The sequence below is a fragment of the Nocardiopsis sp. CNS-639 genome (assembly GCF_000381685.1).
Lineage (GTDB): Bacteria > Actinomycetota > Actinomycetes > Streptosporangiales > Streptosporangiaceae > Nocardiopsis > Nocardiopsis dassonvillei.
Window position 1 is genome coordinate 165823 of the sequence record NZ_KB906857.1, and the last position, 26675, is coordinate 192497.

Annotated in this window: 24 protein-coding genes; 16 read left to right on the top strand and 8 right to left on the bottom strand. The window is 71.2% G+C overall.

Translation table 11 applies throughout. From position 1 onward, the window contains the following. Positions 1-26 precede the first annotated feature (26 nt). On the bottom strand, positions 27-497 hold the full coding sequence (locus G011_RS0108175; protein ID WP_019608050.1) for a hypothetical protein: 471 nt from the start codon (positions 495-497) through the stop codon (positions 27-29). Positions 498-528: 31 nt separating this feature from the next. Then, positions 529-1626, bottom strand: coding sequence for a 23S rRNA (adenine(2503)-C(2))-methyltransferase RlmN (rlmN, locus tag G011_RS0108180; protein WP_013154682.1), 1098 nt, complete (start codon positions 1624-1626; stop codon positions 529-531). 199 nt (positions 1627-1825) lie between these two features. On the opposite strand from rlmN, the gene G011_RS0108185 reads away from it, so the two are divergent. Continuing rightward, complete coding sequence (locus G011_RS0108185; RefSeq protein WP_013154683.1) at positions 1826-2911, top strand: suppressor of fused domain protein; 1086 nt, start codon at positions 1826-1828, stop codon at positions 2909-2911. 98 nt (positions 2912-3009) lie between these two features. Next, complete coding sequence (locus G011_RS0108190; RefSeq protein WP_019608051.1) at positions 3010-4242, top strand: MFS transporter; 1233 nt, start codon at positions 3010-3012, stop codon at positions 4240-4242. Between the two features lie 21 nt (positions 4243-4263). Here the strand turns inward: G011_RS0108190 and G011_RS0108195 are convergent, their stop codons facing one another. After that, positions 4264-4638 carry a BlaI/MecI/CopY family transcriptional regulator gene (locus G011_RS0108195; protein ID WP_019608052.1) on the bottom strand — a complete coding sequence of 125 codons (375 nt, stop codon included), beginning with the start codon at positions 4636-4638 and terminating at the stop codon, positions 4264-4266. Between the two features lie 635 nt (positions 4639-5273). Here G011_RS0108195 and G011_RS0108200 point away from each other — a divergent pair. The 4 genes from G011_RS0108200 to G011_RS0108215 all read left to right on the top strand — a co-directional run bounded on the left by G011_RS0108200 (position 5274) and on the right by G011_RS0108215 (position 11305). After that, positions 5274-8933, top strand: coding sequence for a multifunctional oxoglutarate decarboxylase/oxoglutarate dehydrogenase thiamine pyrophosphate-binding subunit/dihydrolipoyllysine-residue succinyltransferase subunit (locus G011_RS0108200; protein ID WP_036552380.1), 3660 nt, complete (start codon positions 5274-5276; stop codon positions 8931-8933). Between the two features lie 33 nt (positions 8934-8966). Further along, positions 8967-9146: a DUF6104 family protein gene (locus G011_RS0108205; protein WP_013154687.1), complete on the top strand. Its 180-nt coding sequence runs from the start codon at positions 8967-8969 to the stop codon at positions 9144-9146. Between the two features lie 188 nt (positions 9147-9334). After that, on the top strand, positions 9335-10186 hold the full coding sequence (locus tag G011_RS0108210) for a DUF4097 family beta strand repeat-containing protein (RefSeq protein WP_026338128.1): 852 nt from the start codon (positions 9335-9337) through the stop codon (positions 10184-10186). Continuing rightward, positions 10187-11305: a PadR family transcriptional regulator gene (locus G011_RS0108215; RefSeq protein WP_019608055.1), complete on the top strand. Its 1119-nt coding sequence runs from the start codon at positions 10187-10189 to the stop codon at positions 11303-11305. A gap of 69 nt (positions 11306-11374) precedes the next feature. Here the strand turns inward: G011_RS0108215 and G011_RS0108220 are convergent, their stop codons facing one another. Then, positions 11375-12505: a malic enzyme-like NAD(P)-binding protein gene (locus G011_RS0108220; RefSeq protein ID WP_019608056.1), complete on the bottom strand. Its 1131-nt coding sequence runs from the start codon at positions 12503-12505 to the stop codon at positions 11375-11377. Between the two features lie 447 nt (positions 12506-12952). Here G011_RS0108220 and G011_RS0108225 point away from each other — a divergent pair, with 447 nt between their 5' ends. The 7 genes from G011_RS0108225 (at position 12953) to G011_RS0108255 (ending at position 18349) form a co-directional block, all read left to right on the top strand. Further along, a complete protein-coding gene (locus G011_RS0108225; protein WP_019608057.1) occupies positions 12953-13885 on the top strand; it encodes an ABC transporter substrate-binding protein in 933 nt (310 codons plus the stop codon). A 38-nt stretch (positions 13886-13923) separates the two neighbouring features. Continuing rightward, positions 13924-14889, top strand: a complete 966-nt coding sequence (locus tag G011_RS0108230) for an amino acid ABC transporter permease (protein WP_026338130.1) — start codon at positions 13924-13926, stop codon at positions 14887-14889. Beyond that, a complete protein-coding gene (locus tag G011_RS0108235; RefSeq protein ID WP_019608059.1) occupies positions 14886-15707 on the top strand; it encodes an amino acid ABC transporter ATP-binding protein in 822 nt (273 codons plus the stop codon). The genes G011_RS0108230 and G011_RS0108235 overlap by 4 nt, the downstream gene beginning before the upstream one ends. 137 nt (positions 15708-15844) lie before the next feature. After that, the gene (locus G011_RS0108240) at positions 15845-16432 is read left to right on the top strand and encodes a class I SAM-dependent methyltransferase (protein ID WP_013154694.1); all 588 of its coding nucleotides are present in this window, start codon (positions 15845-15847) and stop codon (positions 16430-16432) included. A gap of 83 nt (positions 16433-16515) precedes the next feature. After that, complete coding sequence (locus G011_RS0108245; protein WP_019608060.1) at positions 16516-16998, top strand: GNAT family N-acetyltransferase; 483 nt, start codon at positions 16516-16518, stop codon at positions 16996-16998. Between the two features lie 125 nt (positions 16999-17123). Continuing rightward, complete coding sequence (locus tag G011_RS0108250) at positions 17124-17549, top strand: anti-sigma factor (protein ID WP_013154696.1); 426 nt, start codon at positions 17124-17126, stop codon at positions 17547-17549. Positions 17550-17590: 41 nt separating this feature from the next. Further along, positions 17591-18349, top strand: a complete 759-nt coding sequence (locus G011_RS0108255; RefSeq protein ID WP_061080583.1) for an RNA polymerase sigma factor SigF — start codon at positions 17591-17593, stop codon at positions 18347-18349. A 32-nt stretch (positions 18350-18381) separates the two neighbouring features. Here the strand turns inward: G011_RS0108255 and G011_RS0108260 are convergent, their stop codons facing one another. Then, positions 18382-18771: a hypothetical protein gene (locus G011_RS0108260; RefSeq protein WP_019608061.1), complete on the bottom strand. Its 390-nt coding sequence runs from the start codon at positions 18769-18771 to the stop codon at positions 18382-18384. Positions 18772-19002: 231 nt separating this feature from the next. Here G011_RS0108260 and G011_RS0108265 point away from each other — a divergent pair, with 231 nt between their 5' ends. Then, positions 19003-19935 carry a diacylglycerol kinase family protein gene (locus tag G011_RS0108265; protein WP_026338131.1) on the top strand — a complete coding sequence of 311 codons (933 nt, stop codon included), beginning with the start codon at positions 19003-19005 and terminating at the stop codon, positions 19933-19935. Between the two features lie 305 nt (positions 19936-20240). Continuing rightward, positions 20241-20498 carry a WhiB family transcriptional regulator gene (locus G011_RS0108270; RefSeq protein ID WP_013154700.1) on the top strand — a complete coding sequence of 86 codons (258 nt, stop codon included), beginning with the start codon at positions 20241-20243 and terminating at the stop codon, positions 20496-20498. Between the two features lie 190 nt (positions 20499-20688). Here G011_RS0108270 and G011_RS0108275 read toward each other — a convergent pair whose 3' ends face one another. After that, positions 20689-22233: a sensor histidine kinase gene (locus G011_RS0108275; RefSeq protein WP_019608063.1), complete on the bottom strand. Its 1545-nt coding sequence runs from the start codon at positions 22231-22233 to the stop codon at positions 20689-20691. 144 nt (positions 22234-22377) lie between these two features. Between G011_RS0108275 and G011_RS0108280 the strand changes: the two genes are divergently transcribed. Next, entirely contained in the window at positions 22378-23118 is a 741-nt protein-coding gene (locus G011_RS0108280) for a GntR family transcriptional regulator (RefSeq protein ID WP_013154702.1), read from the top strand. A 130-nt stretch (positions 23119-23248) separates the two neighbouring features. Here the strand turns inward: G011_RS0108280 and G011_RS0108285 are convergent, their stop codons facing one another. Together G011_RS0108285 and G011_RS0108290 are read right to left on the bottom strand one after the other, a co-directional pair. Continuing rightward, on the bottom strand, positions 23249-24583 hold the full coding sequence (locus G011_RS0108285) for an HD-GYP domain-containing protein (RefSeq protein ID WP_019608064.1): 1335 nt from the start codon (positions 24581-24583) through the stop codon (positions 23249-23251). Further along, positions 24583-25992, bottom strand: a complete 1410-nt coding sequence (locus G011_RS0108290; protein WP_019608065.1) for an HD-GYP domain-containing protein — start codon at positions 25990-25992, stop codon at positions 24583-24585. Before G011_RS0108290 ends, G011_RS0108285 begins: the two co-directional genes overlap by 1 nt. Positions 25993-26675 lie beyond the last annotated feature (683 nt).

Sequence of the window (26675 nt, forward strand, 5' to 3'; positions counted from 1 at the left end):
CGGGCCGCGTCGGGGGCGGACCGCGCTCAGGGCAGGAAGGACAGCCCCCAGGCGGGCGCGAACACCACGACCAGGAAGCGCGCGGTGCGGGTGACGAAGGTGATCAGGGCGAACAGCACGACGTTCATCCGCACCACCCCGGCCAGCACCGACACCACCACGAACGGCGGCACGCTGGCGAGGGAGCTCACCGCCACCAGGCCCGCGCCCCAGGCGGGCCGCTCCTCGGCCCTGCGCCGCCAGCCCTCGGCCCGTGCGGCCCACTTGCCCGGTGTGGCGCTCCTGCGGCGGATCCACGGCGCGGAGAGCGTCCCGCGCCCGGCGTAGTAGTAGGGCAGCTTGCCCAGGGTCTGCCCGAGCCCGGCGGCCACCGCCATGGCGACCAGGGCGCCGTCGTCCATCGCGATGACGGCGCCCACCAGGTAGACCTCGATGTTGAGGACCGGGACGAGCCCGGAGACGAGGGCGACCACGAAGGCCAGCGCCGTCTCGATCACCCCGTGCTCCCGGGCGCCGTGGGCGGGCCGGTCAGTTCTCGGCCGCCGCGAGCTGCCCGCACGCGCCGTCGATCTCCTGTCCGCGGGTGTCGCGGACGGTCACCGCCACCCCGTGCGACTCCAGCCGCCGCACGAACTCGCGCTCGTCCTCGGGGCGCGAGGCCGTCCACTTGGACCCCGGGGTGGGGTTGAGCGGGATGAGGTTGACATGCACGAGGTGGCCCTTGAGGAGCTTGCCCAGCAGGTCGGCCCGCCAGGCCTGGTCGTTGATGTCCTTGATCAGCGCGTACTCGATGGAGACCCGGCGGCCCGTGGTGCCCGCGTAGCGCCAGGCGGCGTCCAGGACCTCGTCGACCTTCCAGCGGGTGTTGATGGGCACCAGCTCGTCGCGCAGCTCGTCGTCGGGGGCGTGCAGGGAGATCGCGAGGCGGACCTGCATCCTCTCGTCGATGAGCTTGTTGATCGCGGGCACCAGGCCGACCGTGGACACGGTGACCCCGCGCTGGGAGATGCCCAGGCCGTTGGGGACGGGGTCGGTGATGCGGCGCACCGACTGGAGCACGCGCTTGTAGTTGGCCATGGGTTCGCCCATGCCCATGAACACGATGTTGCTGATGCGGCCCGGGCCGCCGGCGACCTCGCCGTTGGCCAGGTCGCGGGCGCTGGCGACCACCTGGTCGATGATCTCCCCGGTGGAGAGGTTGCGGGTCAGGCCCGCCTGGCCGGTGGCGCAGAACGGGCAGTTCATGCCGCACCCGGCCTGGGAGGAGATGCACAGGGTGACGCGGTCCGGGTAGCGCATGAGCACCGACTCGAACAGCACCCCGTCGAACGCCTTCCACAGGGTCTTGCGGGTCATGCCGTTGTCGCAGGTGATGTGGCGCACGGGCGTGAGCAGGGTGGGCAGCAGCGCCTCGCCGAGCCGCTCCCGGGAGGAGGCGGGCAGGTCGGTCATGGCCGAGGTGTCCGACACCAGGGAGCCGAAGTAGTGCTGGGCGAGCTGCTTGGCCCGGAAGGGCTTCTCCCCCAGCTCACGGACGACCTCGGCCCGCTCGTCGGGGCTGAGGTCGGCCAGGTGCCGGGGAGGTTTGGCACGACGGGGTGCGACAAAGGTGAGCTCGGCGGGCATACACAGTCCGTAGGAAGTGGAGTCGGTGGTCTGGCGCCCGGGCGCGGACGGCGGCGGGAACGTGTCGTTATACGACTTATACGCCGCCGCGGTGCAGCTCCGCCTGTCAGGGCACTACCGTCGATTCTACGCACTGCGCGGACGGTCCTGACGGGTCCGTCCGGCTACGACGACCGGGGATCGGTGTGTGGGAGGGCCGGTGACAGGGATCGACGTCCTGCTCGACGAGATCAGCCCGTACCAGAGCCGACGCGTCGTCGTCGAGTGTGACTCCCACACCACGGCCGCCTACCTGCTGGACGCGCGCGGGCGCATCCGCGTGCCGGTGTGGCTGGCCAACCACGAGATCGCGCCGCGCACGAGCGAGTCCGGCGGGCTGTACGAGGGCCGGGCCCCGCTCATGCCCGAGGCCTACACCAAGCACCCGCAGGGCCGCCCCCGCTTCGACCCCGACCGCCTGCGCGCCGTGTGGTTCGAGGAGGGCGACGGGGTCGCCCTGGTGGACGAGGAGGGGCTGCTGGCCGTCATCCCGGGCTGGGCGGAGGCCGACAGCGGGCTGCCGGGGTACGCGCGCGAGGCGATCGGCCGCAGCGCCTACGCCTGGGAGCTGGACTCGGTGCGCGGGCAGCTGTGGCCGCGCGTGGTGCACGCCGAGGCCTACTGGGACTGGCGGCGCGCCTCGGGCGCCTGGCGCAGCGTGCAGCGCACGGTGCTCAGCCACCTCAACCGCAACGTGGGCGAGCCCGGGCACTACTGGGACGTCTCCGACGGCCACCCGCCGCTGCTGCGCGTGTCGGAGCGCCCGCCCACCGCGGACCGCCCGTACACGGTGCTGTCCACGGTCGGGATGTGCGGTCAGCGCATGCCTACCCTGGACCGCTACATGGCCAACACCTCCCAGCACGCCCGGGTGGAGCTGGCGCTGGCCACGACGCTGCCCGCGCACCACGCCGCCCGCGTCTTCCGGTGGATCGGCGCCTTCCCCTGGCGGGCGGTCACCTGGTTCGGCACCGGCCACACCGTCAAGTGGCTGGACAACCCCGAGGACCGGGCCATGCGCGGCGGCGCGGGAGCCGTGCTGCTCCTTGAGGACCCCTCGGCCCTGGTCACCCGTCCCGAGCACCGGCCGCCGGACACCGCCGGGCTGTCCTTCCAGGGCGACCCCGTGCGCTGGCTGTGGATCGTGCCGATCACGCGCCCCGAGCACCTGTTCGCCAAGGAGCACGACAGCGCCACCCTGGTGGAGAAGCTGGCCGCCGAGGGCCGCAGCTGGGTGCTGGGTTAGCCGGGGTCCCGGGCGCCGCGCGAAAACCCGTTGACACCCCCGCGGCCGGAACGGGATCGTCGCTGCCGTTCGACGAGCGGGGACGGGGGCGGGGGGCCATGGCGCGCACCGGCGGCGCGGGCGCGGGACTGACCGCCCCGCTGGGGCACCCGGCCTTTCGCGGGCTGGTCGCGGGCCGGACCCTGATGGCCCTGGGCAACGGCATGGCGTCGGTGGCGCTGGCCTTCGCCGTGCTGGACGTGACCGGCTCGCTGACGGGCGTGGGGCTGGTGGTGGGCGCGCGCTCGGTGGCGAACGTGGCGCTGCTCCTGCTCGGCGGCGTCATCGCCGACCGGCTGCCGCGCGCGCTGGTGCTCCAGGGCGGGTGCGCCCTGGCCGCGCTCTCCCAGGCGGCCTTGGGCGCGCTCCTGTTGACGGGCACCGCCTCGCTGCCGCTGATGATCGCGCTGAGCCTGGTCAACGGCGCCGCCGCGGCGGTGAACCTGCCCGCCTCCGCGGCCCTGACGCCGCAGACCGTGCCCCGGGAGCTGCTGCGCCAGGCCAACGCGGCGATGGGCGTGGGCGTCCAGGGCGGGATGTTCCTGGGGATGTCGGCGGGCGGCGTCGTGGTGGGCCTGCTCGGCGCGGGCTGGGCGATCACGGCGGACGCGGCGCTGTTCGCCTGCGCCGGGACGGCCTTCCTCTCCGTGCGGGCGGCCCGGGCGGACGGGCCGGTGGACACCGGGGACGCGAACGTGCTGCGCGACCTGCGGGAGGGGTGGAGCGAGTTCGTGTCGCGGCCCTGGGTCTGGATCATCGTGCTCCAGTTCATGGTCGTCAACGCGGGCTGGTCGGCGGCCACGGCCGTGCTGGGTCCGGGCATCGCCGACGAGACCTTCGGCCGGACCGCGTGGGGCCTGCTCATGGCGGCCAACAGCGTCGGGCTGCTGGCGGGCGGCGTGCTGGCGGCCCGCTGGCAGCCGCGGCGGGCGCTGTTCTACGGCACGGCCCTGATGACGGCGCACGCCGTGCCCTTCCTGGCCCTGACCGGGCCCTCGCCGCTGCCGGTGCTGTTCGCCGCGATGTTCCTGGCGGGCGTGGCGGTACAGCAGTTCGACGTGGCCTGGGAGGTCGCCGTCCAGGAGAACGTGCCGAAGGAGAAGCTGTCGCGGGTGTACTCCTACGACGCGCTGGGCTCGTTCGTGGCGATGCCCCTCGGGCAGGTCGCGATCGGCCCGTTCGCCGAGCGCTTCGGCCCGGCCCCGGCCCTGGTGCTGGTGGCCTCGCTGACGCTGCTGGCCACCCTGGCCGCGGTCTCCTCGCGCAGCGTGCGCACCCTGACCCGCTCCTAGGGCCGTCCGGCGGGCGCCCCGCTAGCTGGCGACGCCGCGCCGGTCCCGGGCCTGGGCCAGCACGCGGTGGAGGCGCGCCACCTCCTCGTCGCTGAAGCGCTCCACGAAGCGCAGCAGGGTGGCGCCGGGGTCGGGCCCGGTGTTGAGGACCTCGTCCATCATCCGCGCGGTGTACTCGGCGTGCGACTCGCGCGGCCAGTACGTCCAGGCGCGGCCGGTCTTCTCCCGGTCCAGCAGCCCCTTGGTGAAGAGGATGTTGGCCACCGTCATGACGGTCGTGTAGGCCACGTCGCGGTCGTAGACCATGTTCTCGCGGACCTGGCGCACGGACATCGGCTCCTCGGACCGCCACAGCGCGTCCATGATGGCCGCCTCCAGTTCACCCAGACCCCTCATGGCCTCCCCGCCCGTCGCGTCCTCGATTCCGAGGATCGTAGACACGAGGGGGCCTCCCGCGTGGGAGAACTCCGGAGAGCACACAGATCCGTACATCCTCGGCACCGGTCACCGGCGTTTCACCGGCGAACGCGCGTCCGCGCACGAGGGAAAGAGCGTTCGCGGCCGGGCCCGGGCCCCTCCCGCCCGCTGGGAAGACCGGCGGAGGGAGCCCGGCCGTCCTGCCCGGCCGCTCGCACCCCCTCCGACGGAGGCCCGCCCCGGCCGGTTCCCCGAGGAGCACCGTGTTACACGCCACATCCGGCGTGGCCGGACGCGGCCAACAACTTCACATCGTGAAACCCCTGCAAAACCCCGCAAACCGGGCGCCCTCGCGACTCTGGGCTTTGTTACTCACACGTAGTGGCAGTGTCGATGTGAAAGATTGTTACCTATCTCCTAGTTTCCACAAGGTCAGCGTTCCCCGCGCGGAGGCCGGTACAAGTAGCCTTGTACCCGACGAGTGCTGGCCAGGCCAGATGCTTCTCCGTATGCGCGGAACAGCTCCCGCGTTCGTTTCTTGAGCCCGCCTTGCCAGCAGCCACCCGTCTTCCTACACATTCACAAGCGAGCTGCGGAAGTGGGCGATCTCCGCCGTGTCGTCTGAGGCGTCTCAACCCCTGACAGATTTCGGTCCCAACGAGTGGTTGGTCGAGGAGCTTTATCAGAAGTACTTGAACGACCCGAACTCCGTTGACAAGGCCTGGTGGAACTTCTTCGCGGACTACAAGCCCGCGGAGACTGCTGGCGCGAAGGGCGGGAGCGGCGCGAAGGCGCAGGGCGAGAAGGCCCCCGCGGCCTCCGCCCCCAAGAAGAAGCCGACCGCCCCCGCGGCCCCGGCTCCGTCCGCCAAGCCGAAGAGCAAGGACGACAAGGAGGGCAAGGACGAGGCCCTCCAGGTCAAGCAGGAGCGCCTGCGCGGCGCACCCGCGCGGACCGCGACCAACATGGAGTCGAGCCTGGGCCTGCCCACCGCCACCAGCGTGCGCGCGGTGCCGGTCAAGCTGCTCTTCGACAACCGCATCGTCATCAACAACCACCTCCGGCGCGGCCGTGGCGGGAAGGTCTCCTTCACCCACCTCATCGGTTACGCCATGGTCAAGGCCCTCAAGGCCCTGCCGGAGATGAACCACTCCTACGTGGAGGTGGACGGCAAGCCCGGTGTCGCCAAGCCCGAGCACGTGAACTTCGGCCTGGCGATCGACCTCCAGAAGCCCGACGGCTCCCGGCAGCTGGTCGTGCCCTCCATCAAGAAGTCCGACGAGATGGACTTCACGGAGTTCTGGAGCGGCTACGAGGACCTGGTCCGCAAGGCCCGCAGCAACAAGCTGGGCGTGCCGGACTTCCAGGGCACCACCATCAGCCTCACCAACCCCGGCGGCATCGGCACCGTGCACTCGGTCCCGCGCCTGATGCCGGGCCAGGGCACCATCCTGGGCGTGGGCGCGATGGAGTACCCGGCCGAGTTCCAGGGCGCCTCCTCCGACACCCTGGCCGAGCTGGGCATCAGCAAGGTCATGACGCTGACCTCCACCTACGACCACCGCATCATCCAGGGTGCGCAGTCCGGTGAGTTCCTGCGCCGGATCCACCAGCTGCTGCTGGGCGAGGACGGTTTCTACGACGAGATCTTCAACTCGCTGCGCATCCCCTACGAGCCGGTGCGCTGGGTGCAGGACATCCACGTCAACAAGGCCACCCAGCTCGACAAGACCACCCGGGTCCAGGAGCTGATCCACGCCTACCGCGTGCGCGGCCACCTGATGGCCGACACCAACCCGCTCGACCACGAGCAGCGCAAGCACCCCGACCTGGACGTGCTCGAACACGGCCTCACCCTGTGGGACCTGGACCGCGAGTTCCCCACCGGGGGCTTCGGCGGCAAGCAGGTCATGAAGCTGCGCGACGTGCTGGGCGTGCTGCGCGACACCTACTGCCGCACGGTGGGTATCGAGTACATGCACATCCAGAGCCCGGAGGAGCGGGAGTGGATCCAGGCGCACGTCGAGCGCGAGCACGAGAAGCTCGACCGCGACGAGCAGTTGCACATCCTGCACCGGCTCAACAGCGCCGAGGCCTTCGAGACCTTCCTCCAGACCAAGTACGTGGGCCAGAAGCGCTTCTCCCTGGAGGGCGGCGAGTCGCTGATCCCGCTGCTGGACGGCGTGATCTCCAAGGCCGCCAAGGCCGAGCTGGACGAGGCCGTCATCGGCATGGCCCACCGCGGCCGCCTGAACGTGCTGGCCAACATCTGCGGCAAGTCCTACGCGCAGATCTTCGGTGAGTTCGAGGGCAACCTCGACCCGCGCAGCGCGCACGGCTCGGGCGACGTCAAGTACCACCTGGGCACCGAGGGCACCTTCGAGACCCACGACGGCCAGAAGATCCGCATCTCGCTGGCCGCCAACCCGTCCCACCTGGAGACGGTCGACCCGGTCGCCGAGGGCATCGTCCGCGCCAAGCAGGACGTGCTCAACAAGGGCCCGCAGGGCTTCACCGTCCTGCCGATCCTCATCCACGGCGACGCCGCGTTCGCCGGGCAGGGCGTGGTCGCCGAGACGCTGAACCTGTCGCAGCTGCGCGGCTACCGGACCGGCGGCACGGTGCACGTCATCGTGAACAACCAGGTGGGCTTCACCACCTCGCCGTCCGACAGCCGCTCCAGCGTCTACGCCACGGACGTGGCGCGGATGGTGCAGGCGCCGATCTTCCACGTCAACGGGGACGACCCCGAGGCCGTGGTCCGGGTCGCGCACCTGGCCTTCGCCTACCGCCAGGCGTTCAACAAGGACGTCGTCATCGACCTGGTCTGCTACCGGCGCCGCGGCCACAACGAGGGCGACAACCCCGCCTTCACCCAGCCGCTGATGTACGACGTCATCGACGCCAAGCGCTCCACCCGCAAGCTGTTCACCGAGGCCCTCATCGGCCGCGGCGACATCACGGTGGAGGAGGCGGAGTCGGCGCTGCGCGACTACCAGTCGGAGCTGGAGCGGGCCTTCACCGAGACCCGCGAGGTCGAGAAGAAGCCGATCGAGCCCGGTGCCGTGGTCAAGCCCGAGGTGTTCACCGAGGGCCGCCTGGAGCACTCCGCCGTCGAGACGGCGATCAGCACCGAGACGGTCAAGCGGGTCATCGACACCCAGGTGTCGCTGCCCGAGGGCTTCACGCCGCACCCGCGGCTGGCCCCCCAGCTCTCGCGCCGCGCGACGATGGTCGAGACCGACGCGATCGACTGGGCCACCGGTGAGCTGCTGGCCTTCGGGTCGCTGCTGCTGGACGGCCACCCCGTCCGCCTCGTCGGCCAGGACAGCCGCCGCGGCACCTTCGGCCAGCGCCACGCCACGCTGATGGACCGCGAGACCGGCGAGACCCACACGCCGCTCAAGCAGTTCGACGACGGCATCACCCGGTTCCACGTGCACGACTCCCTGCTGAGCGAGTACGCGGCCCTGGGCTTCGAGTACGGCTACTCGCTGACCCGTCCCGACGCCCTGGTGATGTGGGAGGCGCAGTTCGGCGACTTCGTCAACGGCGCGCAGACCATCATCGACGAGTACATCAGCGCGGGCGAGCAGAAGTGGGGACAGCGCTCCAGCGTGACCCTGCTGCTGCCGCACGGCTACGAGGGCCAGGGGCCGGACCACTCCTCCGCCCGCATCGAGCGGTTCCTGCAGCAGTGCGCGCAGGAGAACATGACGGTGGCCCATCCCAGCACCCCGGCGAGCTACTTCCACCTGCTGCGTTGGCAGGCCAAGTCGCCGCTGGAGCGCCCGCTGGTGGTGTTCACGCCCAAGTCGCTGCTGCGTCTGAAGGCCGCCACCTCGGCCGCCGCGGACTTCACCTCGGGCCACTTCGAGCCGCTGATCAAGGACGACTCGATCGCGCCGGACAAGGTGCGGCGCGTGGTGCTGTGCTCGGGCAAGATCTACTACGACCTGGACGCGGCGCGCCGCAAGAGCGGTGACAAGCACACCGCGATCATCCGGGCGGAGCGGCTCTACCCGCTGCCGATCGAGGAGATCCGCGAGCAGCTCAAGGCCTACCCCAACGCGGGCGAGGTCCTGTGGGTGCAGGAGGAGCCGGCGAACATGGGCCCGTGGCCCTTCGTCGCGCTGGTCTTCTCCGAGCAGCTCGACCGCCCGTTCACCCGGATCTCGCGTCCGGCCTCCTCCGCGCCCGCGGCCGGTTCGGCCAAGCGCCACGAGGCCGAGCAGCGGGCACTGGTGGACACGGTCTTCCCGCCCGCGGACTAACGGGCGGGCCTGCGAGCACGTAGAAGGAAGAGCGTGTACTACACCGATCGCGGAATCGAGGAGTTGGAGAACCGCCGCGGCGGCGAGGAGGTCAGCTTCGCCTGGCTCGCCGAGCAGCTGCGGGCGTTCACCGACATGAACCCCGAGTTCGAGACCCCGGTCGACCGGCTGGCCACGTGGCTGGCGCGGCTGGACGACGAGGACGACGAGTAGGGACCGCGTGAGGGGCCCGGGTCAGCGCGACCCGGGCCCCTTCGCGTGCCCGGGGTACCGCCCGCGGCGGCCTCGGGGTTTGCCCGGAGGTCTCCCTGAAACACCCCGCGAATCCGCGACATATCTTGAGTTCGCCGCAGACGCGACATATCGTGAGACCACGGAGCGAGCGAAAGGGGCCGAGCACGATGGCACGTTGGACCATCGACAGGCCGATGACCCAGACCCTGGACGGCATCGTCGCGTTGCGGGTCCGGATCATCGGAGGCCACGTCAACATTCTTCCCACCGACGACCCGGTCACCTTCGAGGTCACCGACATCGTCGGTGAACCCCTCCTGGTCACACAGGAGGCGGGCATCCTCACCATCCACTACGAGGACCTCACCGGCCAGGGGTTCCTGGACCGGCTGCGTCCGGTCCAGCTCAACAGCTACAAGAGCGTGCAGCACCGCAGGGCCACCGTGAACCTGCGACTGCCCAAGGACTGCCCGGTCGAGGTCACCACGGCCAGCGCGCCGATCGTCGCCGCCGGGCTCAGCGCCCGCAGCCAGCTGCGGACCGCGACCGGGGAGATCACCCTGGACGACGTCTCCGGCGAGACCGAGATCAACACCGTCTCGGGGAGCACCGCCGTGCGCGACCCCCACGGCAGCCTCAAGTTCAACAGCGTGAGCGGCCAGCTGGCGGTGGCGGGCGGACGTCTGTCCGCGCTGAGCGCCAAGACCGTCTCCGGTCAGCTGCTGGCAGACACCGACGTCGCCCCGGCGGGGCGGGTCCGGCTCACCTCGGTCTCGGGCGAGATCGCCCTGCGGGTGCCCTCCGAGACCTCGGCGACCGTGGAGCTGCGCACCGCGGCGGCGCCCGCCAAGTCCGACTTCGGGCTGGACCGGCGCAGCGCCCCGGCCAGGACGATCCTGAGCGGGAGGATCGGCAGCGGCGTCGACCCCGCCTCCATCACCACCAACTCCGCGTCCGGTCGGACGGCGCTGCTGCGGCGCGCGCCCGAGGCACCGGCCGCGATCCCCGAGGGGGCCTGAATGAGCACCATCTTCGGCCACGGCAGACTACGGCTGTACCTGCTCAAGCTGCTGGACGAGAACCCGCGGCACGGCTACGAGATCATCAGCCTGCTCCGCGACCGCTTCCTCGGCGTGTACTCGCCCTCTCCCGGCACGATCTACCCCCGGCTGGCCCGGCTGGAGGAGGAGGGGCTGGTCACCCACACCGAGGAGGGCGGACGCAAGGTCTACAGCCTCACCGACAAGGGCCGCGAGGAGCTGCGCGAGCGCGAGAACGACCTGAACGACCTGGAGCGGGAGATCACCGACTCGGTGCGCGACATCGCCCGCGCGGTCAAGCAGGACGTGCGCGCGACGATCAGCTCGCTGCGCGACGAGCTCAAGTTCGCCTCCGGGGGCGCGCGCCGCTCCGGAACCGAGGCCCCGGGCGGACCCACCGGGGCCGCTGGGGCCGCTGGGACCGCAGATTCCACCGGGACCGCCGACTCCACCGCCTCGGAGGAGGCCGGTCGGAGCGAGGAGGGGACGGACGCGTCCGGGAAGGAGTCCGGCGAGCGCCACGAGCAGTCCGGTCCGGGCTGCGAGGACGGCTCGCGGTGGTCCCGCGAGTGGGAGCGCTTCACGCAGGGCTTCGGAGCGTTCGGCGCCGCCTGGGGCGGCAGGCGCGATTCCGAGCGCCCGTCGCAGGGCCCGGAGTTCGAGCGCGCGCTGCACGACTTCGGCGACCGCGTGCGCGACGTGGTCCGCGAGGCGGGACACGTCGGAGAGGCCGCCGCCACCGACCTGCGGCGCATCCTGGACGACACGGTCGAGGTGATCCGCCGGGACATGCGGCACTGGGGCCCGCCCGCCGACCGGGCGGAGGGAACCGGGGACGGGGCCGACGGGACCGCTCCCGCCGGGGAGGGAACCGCCGCCCCCGGGACGGGGAAGGAGGAGCCCGCCGCCACGGAGCGGCCCGGACCCGCCGAGGACAGGCCCGCCACGGAGGAGCCCACCGCCACGGAGGGACCCGCCGCCACCACCGAGCGGCCCGGGCCCGCCGAGGACAGGCCCGCTCCGGAGGGCGGAACGCGTCCGAGGCCGTCCGCCGATCCCTGGAGCGAGGCGGTCGACGACCCCGGCGACGGCAGGTAGACCGGCACGGCGAGGGGCCCGGAGGGCGGCGCGGGGGCGCGCCCTCCGGGCCCCGTCGTGTCCGGGTCCCTAGGCGCGGACGACGCCGTCCTCACGGGCCTGGGCGGCGACCGCGGCGGCGACCGCCGGGGCCACCCTCTCGTCGAAGGGGCTGGGGATGATGTAGTCGGCGGACAGCTTGTCGCCCACCAGGTCGGCCAGCGCGGTGGCGGCGGCCAGCTTCATGTTCTCGGTGATGTCCGTGGCCCCCGCGTCGAAGGCGCCCCGGAACACGCCCGGGAAGGCCAGGACGTTGTTGATCTGGTTGGGGAAGTCGCTGCGCCCGGTGGCGACCACGCTCGCGTGCCTGCGGGCGACGTCCGGGTGCACCTCCGGGTTGGGGTTGGCCATCGCGAAGATGATCGCGTCGTCGGCCATGGTGGCGACCACGGACTCGGGAACCTCGCCCGCGGACAGGCCGATGAACACGTCGGCCCCCTCCAGCGCGCTCTCGATGGACCCGCGCAGCCCCGCCCGGTTGCTGATGGAGGCCAGCTCCCGCTTGACGGGGGTCAGGCCCTCGCGGCCTTCGTAGATCATGCCCTTGGAGTCGGCCACGGCGATGTCGCCGATCCCGCCGTCCACGAGCATCTTGGTGACGGCCACGCCCGCGGCGCCCGCGCCGGAGACCACGGCGCGCAGGTCGGCCAGGGTGCGCCCGGTGAACCGGGCGGCGTTGCGCAGCGCGGCCACGGTGACGATGGCGGTGCCGTGCTGGTCGTCGTGGAAGACCGGGATGTCCAGGCGCTCGCGCAGCTGCCGCTCGATCTCGAAGCAGCGGGGCGCGGAGATGTCCTCCAGGTTGATCCCGCCGAAGGAGGGCGCCATGCGCACGACGGTCTCGACGATCTCGTCGACCCCGGTGCAGCCCAGCGCGATCGGCACGGAGTCGACGTCGGCGAACTGCTTGAACAGCAGCGACTTGCCCTCCATGACCGGCAGGGAGGCCTCGGCGCCGATGTCGCCCAGGCCCAGGACAGCGGTGCCGTCGGTGACGACGGCGACCAGGTTGCTCTTCCAGGTGTAGGTGTCGACGAGTTCGGGGGACTCGGCGATGGCGTCGCAGACGCGGGCGACGCCGGGGGTGTAGGCGAGGGAGAGTCCCTCCTGGTCGCGGACGTCCACGGACGAGGTCACGTGGAGCTTGCCGCCGCGGTGCATGGCGAAGGCGGGATCGTCGTCACGACGCGGGTTCTGGGAACGCGAAACAGTGGTCACGGCTGAAAACCCCTCAGGTCTTGCGTGTTCCACCCACCGTCGGCCATGACGGGGGCGGACCTGGCGGTGGTGCGGACCGCGCGCGAAGACGTGACGATTGCTAGGGGGCCCTCCTCGGCGCCGGTCGGCCATGACCGGTGGTATCGCCGGGGAGAGTCGTTCTTCGCCGGACTCCTATACGAGTTGCTGCGCGGCCGCCTCTCACGGGGATGACCCGTTACGCAATCCTCTCACAACGGTGACCACAGGAACATCGCGGGTGTGCACGATGGGACGGCACCGGCTTCTGAGTGTTAAAAGAAGATTGTCCTAAATGTCGTTCCGGCTCGGGCAGGCGGGTCACGAACCCGCCCCCGCCAGGCGTTACGCGCCCCCGAAGGAGACCCCGCGATGGCTCTGCACAAGTCCCTGCCCACGCCGTTCGCCCTCGGCGCCCTGTCCCTCGCCGGCGTCCTGGCGCTGACCGCCTGCGGCGGCGGGGACGGCGGAGGCGGAGGCGCGGAGGAGTCGGCCGCCCCCGAGGCGCCCTCCGTCGAGGTCGACGAGGAGCTCGCCGCGCTCGTGCCCGCCGACGTCGCCGAGGCCGGGACCGTCACGATCGGCGTCGAGGCCTCCTACCCGCCCGGCGAGTACCTGGACGCCGACGGCGAGACCGTCCTCGGCTTCAACGTGGACCTCGTCAACGCCGCCCTGGCCAAGCTCGGCCTGGAGGCGACGTGGGAGCCCACCGCCTTCGACTCCATCATCATCGGCGTGGACACGGGCACCTACGACCTGGGCTCCTCCTCCTTCACGGTCACCGAGGAGCGCATGGAGCAGGTCAACATGATCAGCTACTTCTCCTCGGGCACCCAGTGGTTCGCCCAGGCGGGCAACCCCCAGGACGTGGACCCCGACAACGCCTGCGGCATGCGGATCGCGGTGCAGTCCAACACCACGCACGACACCGACATCGAGGAGCGCAGCGCGGCCTGCGTCGACGCCGGTGAAGAGGCCATCACCATCCAGAAGTTCGAGAGCCAGCCGCTGGCCACCGAGACGGTCGTCTCCGGCGTCAACGACGCCTCGCTCGCCGACATGCCGACCTCGGCCTACGCGCTGGAGCAGACCGGCGAGGGCGTCCTGGAGTTCATCGGCGAGCAGTACAACGCCGCTCCCTACGGCATCCTCACCAACAAGGAGGACACGGAGCTGGCCGAGGCCGTGGCCGCCGCCTTCAACGCGCTCATCGAGGACGGAACCTACGCCGAGGTCCTGGGCGAGTGGGGCGTGGACGCCGGCGGCATGGAGTCCGCCGAGGTGAACCCCGACCTCGCCGAGTAAGCAGGCCGACCGACACCCACTGAGCGAAAGACCGACCCTTGTCCTCACCGACCGAACCGACGGACGGCCCGGTGTCGAAGACCTCGACACCGGGCCGTCCGGCCGACCACGTCACCGCCGTTCCCGTGCGCTACCCCGAGCGGTGGGTCGCCGCCGGGGTCATCCTCGTCCTCGCGGCCATGTTCGTGCACATGCTGTTCACGAACGATGCCTTCAACTGGCCGTTCATGTTCGACCACATGTTCTCCGAGCCGGTCGTGCGCGGCGTGTGGATCACCCTCAGCGCCACCGTGCTGTCGATGGTCATCGGCGTCGTCCTGGGCATCGTCCTGGCGGTGATGCGACTGTCGGGCAACCCCGTCCTGGTGTCCGTCTCCTGGCTGTACACCTGGTTCTTCCGGGGCGTGCCCCGCCTGGTGCTGGCGGTGCTCTTCGGCAACATCGCAATCCTGTACCAGACCATCGAGTTCGGCCTGCCCTTCGACAACTACTGGATGCCGTGGCTGGGCCTGGAGGGCGACGCCCGCTTCTTCGAGATCGACACCCGCACCGTGCTGAGCGGCTACACCGCCGGCCTGCTGGCGCTGTCGCTGTCCGAGGGCGCCTACATGGCCGAGATCATCCGCGCGGGGCTCCAGTCGGTCAACAAGGGCCAGACCGAGGCCGCGCAGGCGCTGGGCATGGGCAAGGGCCGGGTCCTGCGCCGGATCACCCTGCCGCAGGCGATGCGGGTGGTCGTACCGCCCACGGGCAACGAGACCATCGCCATGCTCAAGGACACGGCGCTGCTGGCCTACGTGCCGGTGACCATCGAGCTGTTCTACCAGCTCCAGGCCATCGGCTCCCGGACCTACCAGATCTTCCCGATGCTGGTCGCCGCGTGCCTGTGGTACCTCGCCATCACCAGCGTCCTGATGGTGGGCCAGTACTTCCTCGAACGCAGGTTCAACCCCGGCCAGTACGGCAGTATCCGCGACCGCATCGTCGGAGGGGCGCACAGGTGAGCGACAAGACGAAGGACCCGGGCGTCGTGGAGACCGCCGAGGGCGCCACGCTGCCCGCCGACGCGCTCGTCGTGGCGGAGAACGTGCGCAAGAACTTCGGCCGTCTGGAGGTGCTCAAGGGCATCGACCTCCAGGTCGGGCGCGGCGAGGTCATGTGCGTGATCGGCCCGTCCGGGTCGGGCAAGTCCACCTTCCTGCGCTGCATCAACCACCTGGAGAAGCTCACCGCCGGACGGCTGTGGGTCAACGGCGAGCTGATGGGCTACCGGCAAAAGCGCGGCAAGCTCTACGAGCTGCGCGACAACGAGATCGCCGCCCAGCGCAGCGACATCGGCATGGTCTTCCAGCGCTTCAACCTGTTCCCGCACCTGAGCGTCCTGGGCAACATCACCGAGGCGCCCGTGCAGGTCAAGCGGGTCCCCCGGAGCCAGGCCAACGCCAAGGCCATGGAGCTGCTGGAGCGTGTGGGCCTGCCCGACAAGGCCGACGCCTACCCCGACCAGCTCTCCGGCGGCCAGCAGCAGCGCGTGGCCATCGCCCGCGCGCTGGCCATGGAACCGTCGCTGATGCTGTTCGACGAGCCCACCAGCGCCCTGGACCCGGAGCTGGTCGGCGAGGTCCTGGACGTCATGCGCGACCTGGCCCGGGGCGGGATGACCATGGTGGTCGTCACCCACGAGATGGGGTTCGCCCGCGAGGTCGGCGACTCCCTGGTCTTCATGGACGACGGCCTGGTCGTGGAGTCGGGCACGCCCGCCGAGGTGCTCTCCAACCCGCGCCACGAGCGCACCCGGGCGTTCCTGTCCAAGGTGCTCTGAGCGCTCCGCGAGGGCCGCCGCGTCCCCGCCCCGGGCGCGGCGGCCGGTACCGGCCGGGGAAACACCCCCGGATCCCTTGACCGCGCGGCGGCGCGTCGCCAGAGTCGTGGTGTACGCGCCCCGCTCGGGAGAGGCACATGGACGCTCGCACGGACCACACACGCAGGCGCTGGGACCGCATGGCCGCCTACTGCGAGCACAGCGAGCGCTTCCAGAGCCCCGCCATGCGCCGCACCCGCGAGATCCTGTGCGCCGGGGCGCGCGGCGAGACGCTGGAGGTGGCGGTCGGGACGGGCCGCAACCTCGCCCACTACCCGCCGCAGGTGCGCCTCACCGCCGTCGACGTCAGCCCGCGCATGCTCGACCGCGCCCGCGACAGGGCCGAGGAGCTGGGCAGGGCCGTGCGCTTCGTGGAGGGCGACGCCCAGGAGCTGGACTTCCCCGACCAGGCCTTCGACACCGTCCTGTGCACGCTGGCGATGTGCGCCGTCCCCGACCAGCGGCGCGCCCTGGCGGAGATGTACCGCGTGCTGACGCCGGGCGGCAGGCTCCTGATGGCCGACCACATCGAGTACGCCCGCCTGCCAGGGCGGCTGGTGGAGCGGCGCCGGGAGAACCCGCGCCGCCTGCCCCGGGAGGTCGCCGTCGAGGCCGGGTTCGAGGTCGTCCACCACGACCGGCTGTTCCTCGGACTGGTGGAGCGGGTGGTCGCCCACCGGCCCTGAGCGGTCCCGGAGCGCGGGGGCGCCCCGCCGCAGCGCATACCCTGGAGGCGACCGTGTCCCCGCCGCGCGCCCGAGGTGGTCCGATGATCCGTCCCGCACGTCCCGACGACGTTCCCGTCATCCACGCCCTGGTGCGCGAACTCGCCGAGTACGAGAAGGAGCCGGACGCGGTCGTCGCCACCGAACAGGACCTGCGCACCGCCCTCTTCGGACCGGAAGCGGCGGTGTTCGCGCACGTCGCCCAGGAGGACGGGGACGGCCCGGTCGTCGGGTTCGCGCTGTGGTTTCGCAACTACTCCACCTGGACCGGCAGGCACGGCGTGTACCTGGAGGACCTGTACGTGCGCCCCCAGGCGCGCGGTCGGGGACACGGCCTGGCCCTGCTGCGGACCCTGGCCCGGATCTGCGTCGAGCGCGGCTACACCCGGCTGGAGTGGTCGGTGCTGGACTGGAACGAGCCCTCGATACGGTTCTACGAGTCGCTGGGCTCGCGCCCCATGGACGGGTGGACGGTCCGCCGCCTGGATGGCGGCGCGCTGGACGCACTGGGCTCCGAGGAGCCCTGAGACCAGCCGTCCGTCCGGCCTTTCGCCCCGGATCGTGTGGACACGATCCGTCCTCCCTGCGTCAGTGGCAGGGTAAACCAGATACATTGCTCTCAAGCGGCAACCCCGCCCCCCGAAGGAGGGACGTGACCGAAGAAACCGCTGTGCCCACGGCCGACGCCATCGGCGTCCGGGACGCTGTCACCGTCAACATGCCCGCGGACAGCGCCTACTTGTCCGTTCTGCGGACGGCGACGGCGGGTCTGGCCGCGCGACTGGACTTCACCCTCGACGAGATCGAGGACCTGAGGATCGGTGTCGACGAGGCCTGCGCCATGCTCCTCTCCCAGGCGCTGCCGGGCACGGAACTGACCACGGAATTCGAACTCACCCCCGACGGGATGCGCATCTCCGTCTCGGTGCTCACCGCGGACGGGCGCCTTCCCGCCCGCGACACCTTCGCCTGGACCGTCCTGTCCGCCCTCGCGGGAGAGGTCGACGCGGGCGTCGGACCGGACGACCGTGTCCACATCGTCCTGTACAAACGCCGCGGCACACTGGAGTCGGCGTGAGCGAGAGGGGGCCCGCTCTGACAGCGAAGACCGAGCACGCGGTGCCCGACAGGGCCCGCGCGAGAGAGTTGTTCGAGCGCCTCGGCGAACTCGAGGCGGACTCCGAGGAGCGCCGGAGGATCCGCGACGAGCTGGTGGAGCTCCACCTGCCCTTGGTGGAGTACCTGGCCCGCCGCTTCCGCAACCGCGGCGAGTGGCTGGACGACCTCACCCAGGTGGCCACGATCGGGCTGATCAAGTCCATCGACCGGTTCGACCTGGAGCGCGGGGTGGAGTTCTCCACCTACGCCACCCCCACCATCGTCGGTGAGATCAAGCGGCACTTCCGCGACAAGGGCTGGGCGGTGCGGGTTCCCCGCCGCCTCCAGGAGCTGAAGCTCTCGCTCACCAAGGCGGTCAGCGACCTGTCGCAGCGGGAGGGGCGCTCCCCCACCGTCGCCGAGCTCGCGGCGCACCTGCAGATGACCGAGGAGGAGGTGCTGGAGGGCCTGGAGTCCGCCAACGCCTACTCGACGGTGTCGCTGGACGCGCCCGACAGCGGGGACGAGGACGCGCCCGCGGTGGCCGACTCACTGGGCATCGTGGACGAGTCCCTGGAGGGCGTGGAGTACCGGGAGTCGCTCAAGCCGCTCCTGGAGCAGCTCCCGCCGCGGGAGAAGCGCATCCTGCTGCTGCGCTTCTTCGGCAACATGACGCAGTCGCAGATCGCCCAGGAGCTGGGGATCTCGCAGATGCACGTGTCCCGTCTGCTGGCCCGCACCCTGGCGCAGCTGCGCCAGGCGCTGACCACCGACGACTGACACCCGAGCGGTCGCCGCGGGCGGCCGCGGCGCTACTTCCCCCGCTCGTCGGGGAAGAGCGCCGCGGTCGTCGGCGGCGAGAGCACGGCGGCGGAGGCGCACACCGCCACGACCGCGAGCACCGCGGCGAGCGCGTACTGCTCGCTGGTGAACATGTAGTAGGCCACCACGGCCAGGAAGAGCTGGGTGACGAACACCGGCGTGCGCGCCCAGTCCCGCAGCTGCCAGAGCCCGCGTGCGACGAAGACCAGCAGCGCGCCCGCGCCCAGTCCCAGGGCGGTCAGGGGGATCGCGCTGGTCAGGTCGCTGGCCTGACCGGTGATCGCGGTGAAGAGGCTGTAGACCCCGCTGGCCGCGGCGGCCAGCCCGATCAGGGCCTCCAGGGCGGCGGCGATGACGATGGTGACGGGACGCGAAGACACCTGACGAGCCTATACGCGCTCCGGGGGTCCCTCCCCTCGGCCCCGGCTTCGCACGCGCGGCGCCGCACCGTGGTCCGCGACGACGTGCCGCCCAGTGCCGCCCCGGTAGGAGGAGCGCCGCGCGTGGCGTCTCCTGAGGGTGGCGGCCGCCCCGGCGCGGAGCGCCCCGGCAGGCGGCGGGCGGGCCGAAGCGGAGCGGAGGCCCCGGGAGATACGCCCTAGACTGGCGTGGTGCGCGCCCTTCTCATCATGAACCCCCAGGCCACCACGACCACGTCACGCACGCGTGAGGTGATCATGGGCGCCCTGGCGTCGGAGCTGGACGTCACCGTGTCCGAGACCGAGTACCGCGACCACGCGGGCGAGCTGGCCCGCGAGGCGGCCGGGAACGGGTACGAGCTGGTGCTGAGCCTGGGCGGCGACGGCACCGTCAACGAGGTGGTCAACGGCCTCCTGACCACCCCCGAGGGGCTCAGGCGCCCCCGCTACGCGGTGATCCCCGGCGGCAGCGCCAACGTCTTCATCCGCGCCCTGGGCGTGCCCGGCGACCCGGTGGAGGCCACCGGCGTCGTACTGGAGGCGGTCCGCGAGGGCCGCGAGCGCGAGATCAACCTCGGCCGGATCACCAGCGACCAGGACGACCGCTACTTCACTTTCTGTGCTGGTTTCGGCTGGGACGCCGACGTGGTCCAGCAGGTGGAGAACGAGCGCGCCAACGGGCGCAGGGCCACTCCCGCGCTGTACGCGGAAGTGGCGGTAAAGCTGTTCTTCCAGGGGGATATCCGCGATCCGTCACTAAGCGTGGTCAGCCGCGGAAGGTCCCTTGTGGGGGCGTATTTCGCGCTCGTCACCAACACCACGCCCTGGACCTACGCGGGGGCGCTGCCGCTTCAGCCGACCCCGTCCTCGCGTTTCGATCTGGGCCTGGACGCTTTCGCGCTGACCCACTCCTCGCACGCGCTCACGGGGTGGATCCTTTCCCAAATGTTCTTCCCCAAAGGCCTTCCCGCACGTGGGGACGGCTACGTGACGTGGCATGACCAGGACTCTCTCCAGATCACGTCATCCCACCCCAGGGCCTTCCAAATCGACGGCGAATACCTGGGAGACCGCGAACAGGTCAACTTCCACTCTGTACCGAAGGCATTACGAATCGTCTGTTAATTGCGCCGAAAGACGCCATTCCGAGCCACTGTGACGCACCCGACACGCCGAACAGGACCTTTGGCCTCGGCAGCTCTTGCATGGGCCGAACGATCCTGTCACGCTCAAGTTATCGCCGCGAGTTACAGGCGAGTTAATTGGGGCGCTTCCCACATGGCCGTGGGATGAAACCTGGACGGCCCTCGGCCCGAACACCCCTTCCGATGGAACCCATCCATCGGGCGCCCTTCGCCCGTTACGGACGCGCACAAGATCGTGAAAAGCTTCACAAGCCCCCGATCGCCTCACCGTGAGGAGTGGACCGCATGGACTGGCGCCATGACGCAGCCTGCCGTGACGAAGACCCCGAACTCTTCTTCCCCATCGGGAACTTCGGCCCCGCACTGATCCAGATCGAAGAGGCCAAGGCGGTCTGCAACCGCTGCCCGGTCAGCTCCGCCTGTCTGCGCTGGGCCCTGGAGAGCGGCCAGGACGGCGGCGTCTGGGGCGGTACCAGCGAGGACGAGCGCCGCGCGCTCAAGAAGCGCCGCGGCAGCGCCTACCGCACCATGGTCCGCAGCTGAGGCCCCGCGCACGGTAGGGCCCCGAGGGTTCCCGGAAGACCCCGAGAAGTCCCGGGAGACCCGAGGAGCTCCGGAAGACCCCGAGGAGTCCCCGCGCGGCGCGGCGGGGACGGCGCCCGGGGCCGTCGCGGGCCGGTGCTTCCGCCGACCCCTCGGAGCGGGCCCGCGCGTGGTCCGCGCGAGCCCCGCCTCAGGGCAGCTCCCCCTCCTCGTGCTCCAGCGGCAGGCTGATCGCCACCTCGGTCCCGCCGCTCTCCTTGGGCTTGATCGCCAGGGTTCCCCCCAGCTCGCCCACGATGAGGGTCCGCACGATCTGCAGGCCCAGGCTCGTGGTGCCCTCCAGGTCGAAGTCCTCGGGCAGCCCCCCGCCGTCGTCGGAGACGGCCAGCTCCAGGCTGCTCGGCCCCGGGTAGCCCGGCTGCGCGTCGAACCGGCGCACCCGCACCTCGATCCGCCCCGGCCCCTGTCCCAGGCCGTGCTCCACGGCGTTCTGCACCAGCTCGGCCAGGACCATCGACAGCGGTGTCGCCACCAGCGCGTTCAGCAGGCCGAAACCGCCGATCCGGCGCGGCACCACCGCGGTGCCCGTGGAGGAGACCTCCGCCGCCATCTGGATCACCCGGTCGGCGATGTCGTCGAAGTCCACCACCTCGTCGGGGGTGTGCGAGAGCATCTCGTGCACGATCGCGATGGACCCGACCCGGCCCACCGCCTCGTCCAGCGCCGCCCGCGCCTCGGGCACGTCCAGGCGCCGCGCCTGGAGGCGCAGCAGGGCGGCGACCGTCTGGAGGTTGTTCTTCACCCGGTGGTGGATCTCCCGGATGGTGGCGTCCTTGGTCATCAGCTCGCGCTCGCGGCGGCGCAGCTCGGTGACGTCGCGCACCATCACCAGGGCGCCGATGCGCACCCCGTCGATGACCAGGGGGATGGCGCGCAGCTGCACGGTGACCCCGCGCGCGTCCACCTCGGCCTCCTGCGGCGCCCGGCCGCTCGCCGTGTAGGTCAGCGCCTCGTCGCGCGCCTCGCCCGGGGCCGCCAGCTCCAGCGTGGTGCGGTCCAGGCGCGCCCCCACCAGGTCGGCGGTCAGGCCGAGCCTGCGGTAGGCCGACAGGGCGTTGGGGCTGGCGTAGACCACCTCGCCGTTCTGGTCCAGGCGCAGCAGCCCGTCGCCGACCCTGGGCGAGCGCACCATCAGGGGCCCCTGGTCGCTGAACGGGAACGCGCCCTCGGCGATCATCTGGGCCAGGTCGCCCGCGCTCTGCAGGTAGGTCAGCTCCAGGCGGCTGGGCGTGCGCGCCGAGCTGAGGTTGGTGCTGCGTTGGATGACCCCGATGAGGTTGCCCTGGCGGCGCACCGGAATGGTCTCCTCGCGCACCGGGACGCCGCCCGACCAGTCCGGGTCGCCGTCGCGGCAGATGCGCCCCTCCTCCCAGGCGCGGTCGATCAGGGCCCTGCGCCCGATCACGCGCGGCGCCGAACGGGACGTGACATCGGTCATGTCGTCGCGCAGGACGGTCTCGACCAGGTCGTCCTGGAAGGCGGTGGGCCCGGTGGTGGGACGCATCTGGGCGATGGCCACCCAGCCGTCGTCCTCGCGCAGACGCACCCACAGCACGAGATCGGCGAAGGACAGGTCCGCCAGGAGCTGCCAGTCCGAGACCAGGGAGTGGAACCACTCCAGGTCGGCCTGCTTGAGTGACGTGTGTCGCCAGATGAGATCACTGAGGTGAGGCACTCACAAATCATCCCATGAAGGCGTGCATACTCAAGAGGTACGCACTCGACCAGTGGTCCACACCAATCGGCGGCTGCCACCCCCGCCGTGCCGACCACACCGGGAGGGTTGTGCGGCAAGCGCGGGACTCGGCGAAGGAGACTGATGACTGGTCAGCGCACACTGGACGGCAACCCCCGGGTGCCGAAGTACTACCAGGTGAAGAAGCAGCTCCTGGAACTGATCGAGGCGATGCCCGCGGGCAACCCGGTCCCCCCGGAGCGCGCCCTGGCGACCCAGTTCGGCACCTCGCGGACCACCGTGCGCCAGGCGCTCACCGAGATGGTGGTCGAGGGCCGTCTGCTGCGCATCCAGGGCAAGGGCACCTTCGTGGCCAAGCCGAAGGTGGCACAGGTCCTGCAACTGACCAGCTACACCCAGGAGATGCGCGCGCACGGTCTGCACCCCGCCACGCGCATCCTGGACGTGAGCTACATCAACGCCGACGACCAGCTCGCCGAGCTGCTGGCCATCCGCTCCGGCGGGCGCGTGCTGCGCATCGAGCGGCTGCGGCTGGCCAACGGCGAGCCGATGGCCGTGGAGACGGCCCACCTGGCCGCGCGACGCTTTCCGGGCCTGCGTCGGCAGCTGGACCGCTACGCGTCGCTCTACGAGGCTCTGGCGAGCGCGTACGACGTCTCCCTGGCCGAGGCGGAGGCCTCGATCGAGACCGTCCTGGCCACGCCCAACGAGGCGCGGCTGCTGGGCGTGGACGTGGGCCTGCCGCTGGTGCTGCACTGCCAGCACAGCTTCGACGGCGACGGGCACCCGGTGGAGTGGGTGCGCTCGCTCTACCGGGGCGACCGGTACAAGTTCGTCACGCGCCTGCGCCCGCCCCGGGACTGACCCCCGTGCGGGCGGGCGCCGGAGCAGGACGGCCGGCACGCCCGCCCCGGGACCGTCCGGCCGTGACACGGTCCGCGCCCGGCCGCCGCCGGGGCCGGGCCGGTGCTCCCCGCCGGACGGATCCCGCGGGTCAGAGCCGGGAGAGCACCGTGGCCAGCGCGTCCACCACGCGGGGGTCGTACTCGCTGTCGGTGTCCATGCGCAGGCGCTCCAGGACCGCCGTGCGGCGCTCGGCGTCGCCGTTGTCGCCGACGAGGTCGTCGAAGGCGTTGGCCACCTTGATGATCCGGCTGCCCAGCGGCGGGACCCCCTCGTCGCCGTCCCCGGCGAGGGGCTCGCACTGGCGGCGGACCGTCTCGGCCACGTTGTCCAGGACGCCGGTCTCCCGGATGATCGCCGAACCCAGCTCGGCGATGCGCCGCTGCTCCCTGGGCGAGGCGAGCACGGTGGCGCCGCCCGCGATGGGCTCGCGCAGGGACAGCTGACCGATGTCGTGCATCAGGGCGGCGTACTCCAGCTCCAGCAGCTCGGCCTCGGCCAGGCCCAGTTCGCAGGCGATCCCGTGCGCCAGCTGGCTGACCCGGCGCGAGTGCCCGTTCTCCACGTAGCCGCCCACCTCGGTGACCCGCGACAGCGCCCGGACCGTCTCCAGGTAGGTGCGGCGCACCTCCGCGTGGCGGCGGAAGGCCACCTGCGACACCAGCAGCGGGGCGATGAACACCAGCAGCCCGCCCAGACCGGTCACCGTGCAGGCCAGCGCGATCAGCACGCCGCTGGAGCCGATCGCGGCACCGGTGGCGAACTGGGCGCGCAGCTCGTCGCGGACCGCGACGGAGGGACTGGTGCGCAGGCGCTCGGCCCGCAGCACCGCCGCCAGCAGGGAGTCCGCCGCCCAGACGAGCATGACCAGCGCCGCCATCAGCAGCGTGGCCTTCACCGACGGGCCCGACAGGTGGAGCTGGTCGGCCAGCGGCCGGAAGGCGATCGCCAGCGCCGCCGCGACGAACACCCTGCGGGCCACGTCCTCCACCCGGGGGCTGCGGCCCACGGCGATGTGCGGCAGCTCGCCCAGCGCCACCCCCAGGGCGACCACCGCCACCACCTGCCAGGCGGAGTGGTGCAGCGGCCCGGAGCCCAGCGACAGCAGGAACGCGTAGCTGATCGCGCCGGCCGAGGCGATGGGGGCCACCTCCCGGTGGCCCGGCAGAGTGATCCGCGCCAGCTCACCGGCCGCGACGACCAGGCAGAACGCCAGCGCCACGTGCGGTTCCACGACCCCGGTCGAGGCCGTCCACACCAGCGCGGCCAGGGCGCCCGAGCCCACCGAGCCGACCAGCGCCGCGCGCACCGGCCGGGAGGTCCGCCAGACCGGCCCGCGCGGGCGCTGGTGGTTGAGGGCGCCGCCCTCGGGACCGCTCAGCACGGGCCCGGACGACCGGGCCCCGTCCGACTGTCTCTGCGTCATCATCGTTCACGCCCGCCCGTCACTGCCTCGGCGGAGGCCGTGGCGTCCGCGGAGGCGGCCTCGTCGGCCGCCGCCCCTGCGGAGGACGGCTCCCCGGCGGCGCTCTCCTCGGCGGACGCGTCGGCGGGCACCTCCCCCGGTCCCCCGGCTCGGCCGGACTCCTCCACGGAGCGTTCGGCCGCCTCCGACCCGTAGCAGCCGCCCGGAGGCTCGGCGATGTCGGGTGTCTCCCAGCCCTCGCGTTCGACGGCGCGCACGAGCGCCTCGACCATCCTGGGGTCGAACTGGGTCCCGGCGCAGGCCCGCAGCTCGGCGACGGCGTCCTCCACCGACCACGCCCTGCGGTAGGAGCGCGTGGAGGTGAGGCAGTCGAAGACGTCGGCGACGCTGATGATGCGCGCGGACTCGGGGATCTCCATCCCGACCAGGCCCATGGGGTACCCGCGCCCGTCCAGGCGCTCGTGGTGGTGCCGGATCCCGGCCAGCGCCTCGTCCAGGAAGCTGATCTCCCGCACGATCTCGTAGCCGCGCGTGGGGTGCAGCTTGATGGCCGCGTACTCGTCGTCGGTGAGCTTGCCGGTCTTCTGCAGCACCTTGGTGGGCACTCCGAGCTTGCCGATGTCGTGCAGCATCCCGGCGTAGCGGATCTTCTGCACCCGGTCGGCGGGCATGCCCAGTTCGCGGGCGATCATGGCGGCGCCCTCGGCCACGCGCATGCAGTGGCCCCGGGTGTAGTAGTCCTTGGTCTCCACCGCCTGGCACAGGGTGGCCAGGGTGGCCTCGTGCGCGCGCGCCTCGTCCAGCTGCTGGGCGAAGGTCCAGCGCGCGATGAACAGCGGGAGCAGCACCAGCAGCGGTGCGATGAGGCCGACCCCGCCCCAGACGGCGGCGATGGCCAGGCCGAGCATCTGGTAGCCCATGGAGGACAGCTCGACCCCCACCAGCGGACGCCAGTCGAACCGGCCACGCGAGCCGCCGGGGCGCACGACGCCCAGGGTCCACATCAGGACGGCCACGAGCACCGAGTTGACCAGGGAGTGGGTCAGGACGGCGGCGACGTAGGGGAGGACGATGGCCGGGAAGTCCTCCCGGCCGGGTTCTCCCACCGTTCCGCCGAGCAGAAGGTAGACGTGTCCGGCCGCGTAGGCCGCCAGTGCGAACTGTGCTCCGTTGAACGCCCTCTTGACGAGGTTCTGCCTGCGGATGGCGAAGCAGGAGGCGAAACCGACCACCGCCGCCCCGACCGGTCCGACCAGGACGACGGCGGCCAGGGAGACCGCCGAACTCGGCGAGATCCCCGCCTTGACGCCCGTCAGGACCGCCGTACTGATCGACTCCGCGACCACGAAGAGAATCGCGATCAGGACCAGTGTGTGCAGATCCAGGCCCGAGTAGGGACCGATGAGCATGATGGTGACAGCACTGACAACGATGATTCCGACGTAGACACGCGCGCCCCCAGGAAGAGCCCGCACCCCCGTTCACCCCCCGCCGATGACGACCGGACTGTCATGGTTTCACCGGTTCTGTTCTACCACCAAGACCATCCACTGAAGGCGGTTACCACCCAAAGAACACCCATCACCGCGTGGAGCATGCCGACGAACACCGTTGTCCCCTCTCCCCCGACGCGCGCGCACCACCGTTATCCCCGGGCACGCCGCGTAAATTACCCCATTCGTTGGATATGGCGTCCAGTTTAACGGGCAACGACAGCGCCCCGATTACCCCCAACCCGAACTACCGCCACCACACCCCCTCCCGCTGGCGCCAAGTTCCGGAATATGGAATTACGAATTCAATTAGTAGTGCACTTCGATTACTCTGCGTAACCATACCCCCGGGCGTGGGAGCGCGCGAAGATCCACCGCCTGGGCGCTTGCCCCGCCACCCGCCGACCAGAACCATCAGGCACGACTACCCCAGGTAGTCATACGGAACAAACCCCGGAGCCGGGCAGAAAAAACATTCCGAGTGGGTCACGACCCGGAACGGCCCGGGCGTGCCGGGCGTGTCGGTGAAGGAGCCGGGAACACGGCAGAGAAGCACCTGACCAAAAACCCGACAGGCACGGGGAATACGGCACGACATT

Excerpts from the sequence above, each read along its gene's own strand:
- G011_RS0108220 (WP_019608056.1), bottom strand. The coding sequence starts at position 12,505 with ATGCACCGCGGCGGCAAGCTCCACGTGACCTCGTCCGTGGACGTCCGC.
- G011_RS0108190 (WP_019608051.1), top strand. The coding sequence starts at position 3,010 with ATGGCGCGCACCGGCGGCGCGGGCGCGGGACTGACCGCCCCGCTGGGG.
- G011_RS0108270 (WP_013154700.1), top strand. The coding sequence starts at position 20,241 with ATGGACTGGCGCCATGACGCAGCCTGCCGTGACGAAGACCCCGAACTC.
- G011_RS0108215 (WP_019608055.1), top strand. The coding sequence starts at position 10,187 with ATGAGCACCATCTTCGGCCACGGCAGACTACGGCTGTACCTGCTCAAG.
- rlmN (WP_013154682.1), bottom strand. The coding sequence starts at position 1,626 with ATGCCCGCCGAGCTCACCTTTGTCGCACCCCGTCGTGCCAAACCTCCC.
- G011_RS0108290 (WP_019608065.1), bottom strand. The coding sequence starts at position 25,992 with ATGCTCATCGGTCCCTACTCGGGCCTGGATCTGCACACACTGGTCCTG.
- G011_RS0108210 (WP_026338128.1), top strand. The coding sequence starts at position 9,335 with ATGGCACGTTGGACCATCGACAGGCCGATGACCCAGACCCTGGACGGC.
- G011_RS0108195 (WP_019608052.1), bottom strand. The coding sequence starts at position 4,638 with ATGAGGGGTCTGGGTGAACTGGAGGCGGCCATCATGGACGCGCTGTGG.
- G011_RS0108225 (WP_019608057.1), top strand. The coding sequence starts at position 12,953 with ATGGCTCTGCACAAGTCCCTGCCCACGCCGTTCGCCCTCGGCGCCCTG.
- G011_RS0108285 (WP_019608064.1), bottom strand. The coding sequence starts at position 24,583 with ATGACGCAGAGACAGTCGGACGGGGCCCGGTCGTCCGGGCCCGTGCTG.
- G011_RS0108245 (WP_019608060.1), top strand. The coding sequence starts at position 16,516 with ATGATCCGTCCCGCACGTCCCGACGACGTTCCCGTCATCCACGCCCTG.
- G011_RS0108280 (WP_013154702.1), top strand. The coding sequence starts at position 22,378 with ATGACTGGTCAGCGCACACTGGACGGCAACCCCCGGGTGCCGAAGTAC.
- G011_RS0108240 (WP_013154694.1), top strand. The coding sequence starts at position 15,845 with ATGGACGCTCGCACGGACCACACACGCAGGCGCTGGGACCGCATGGCC.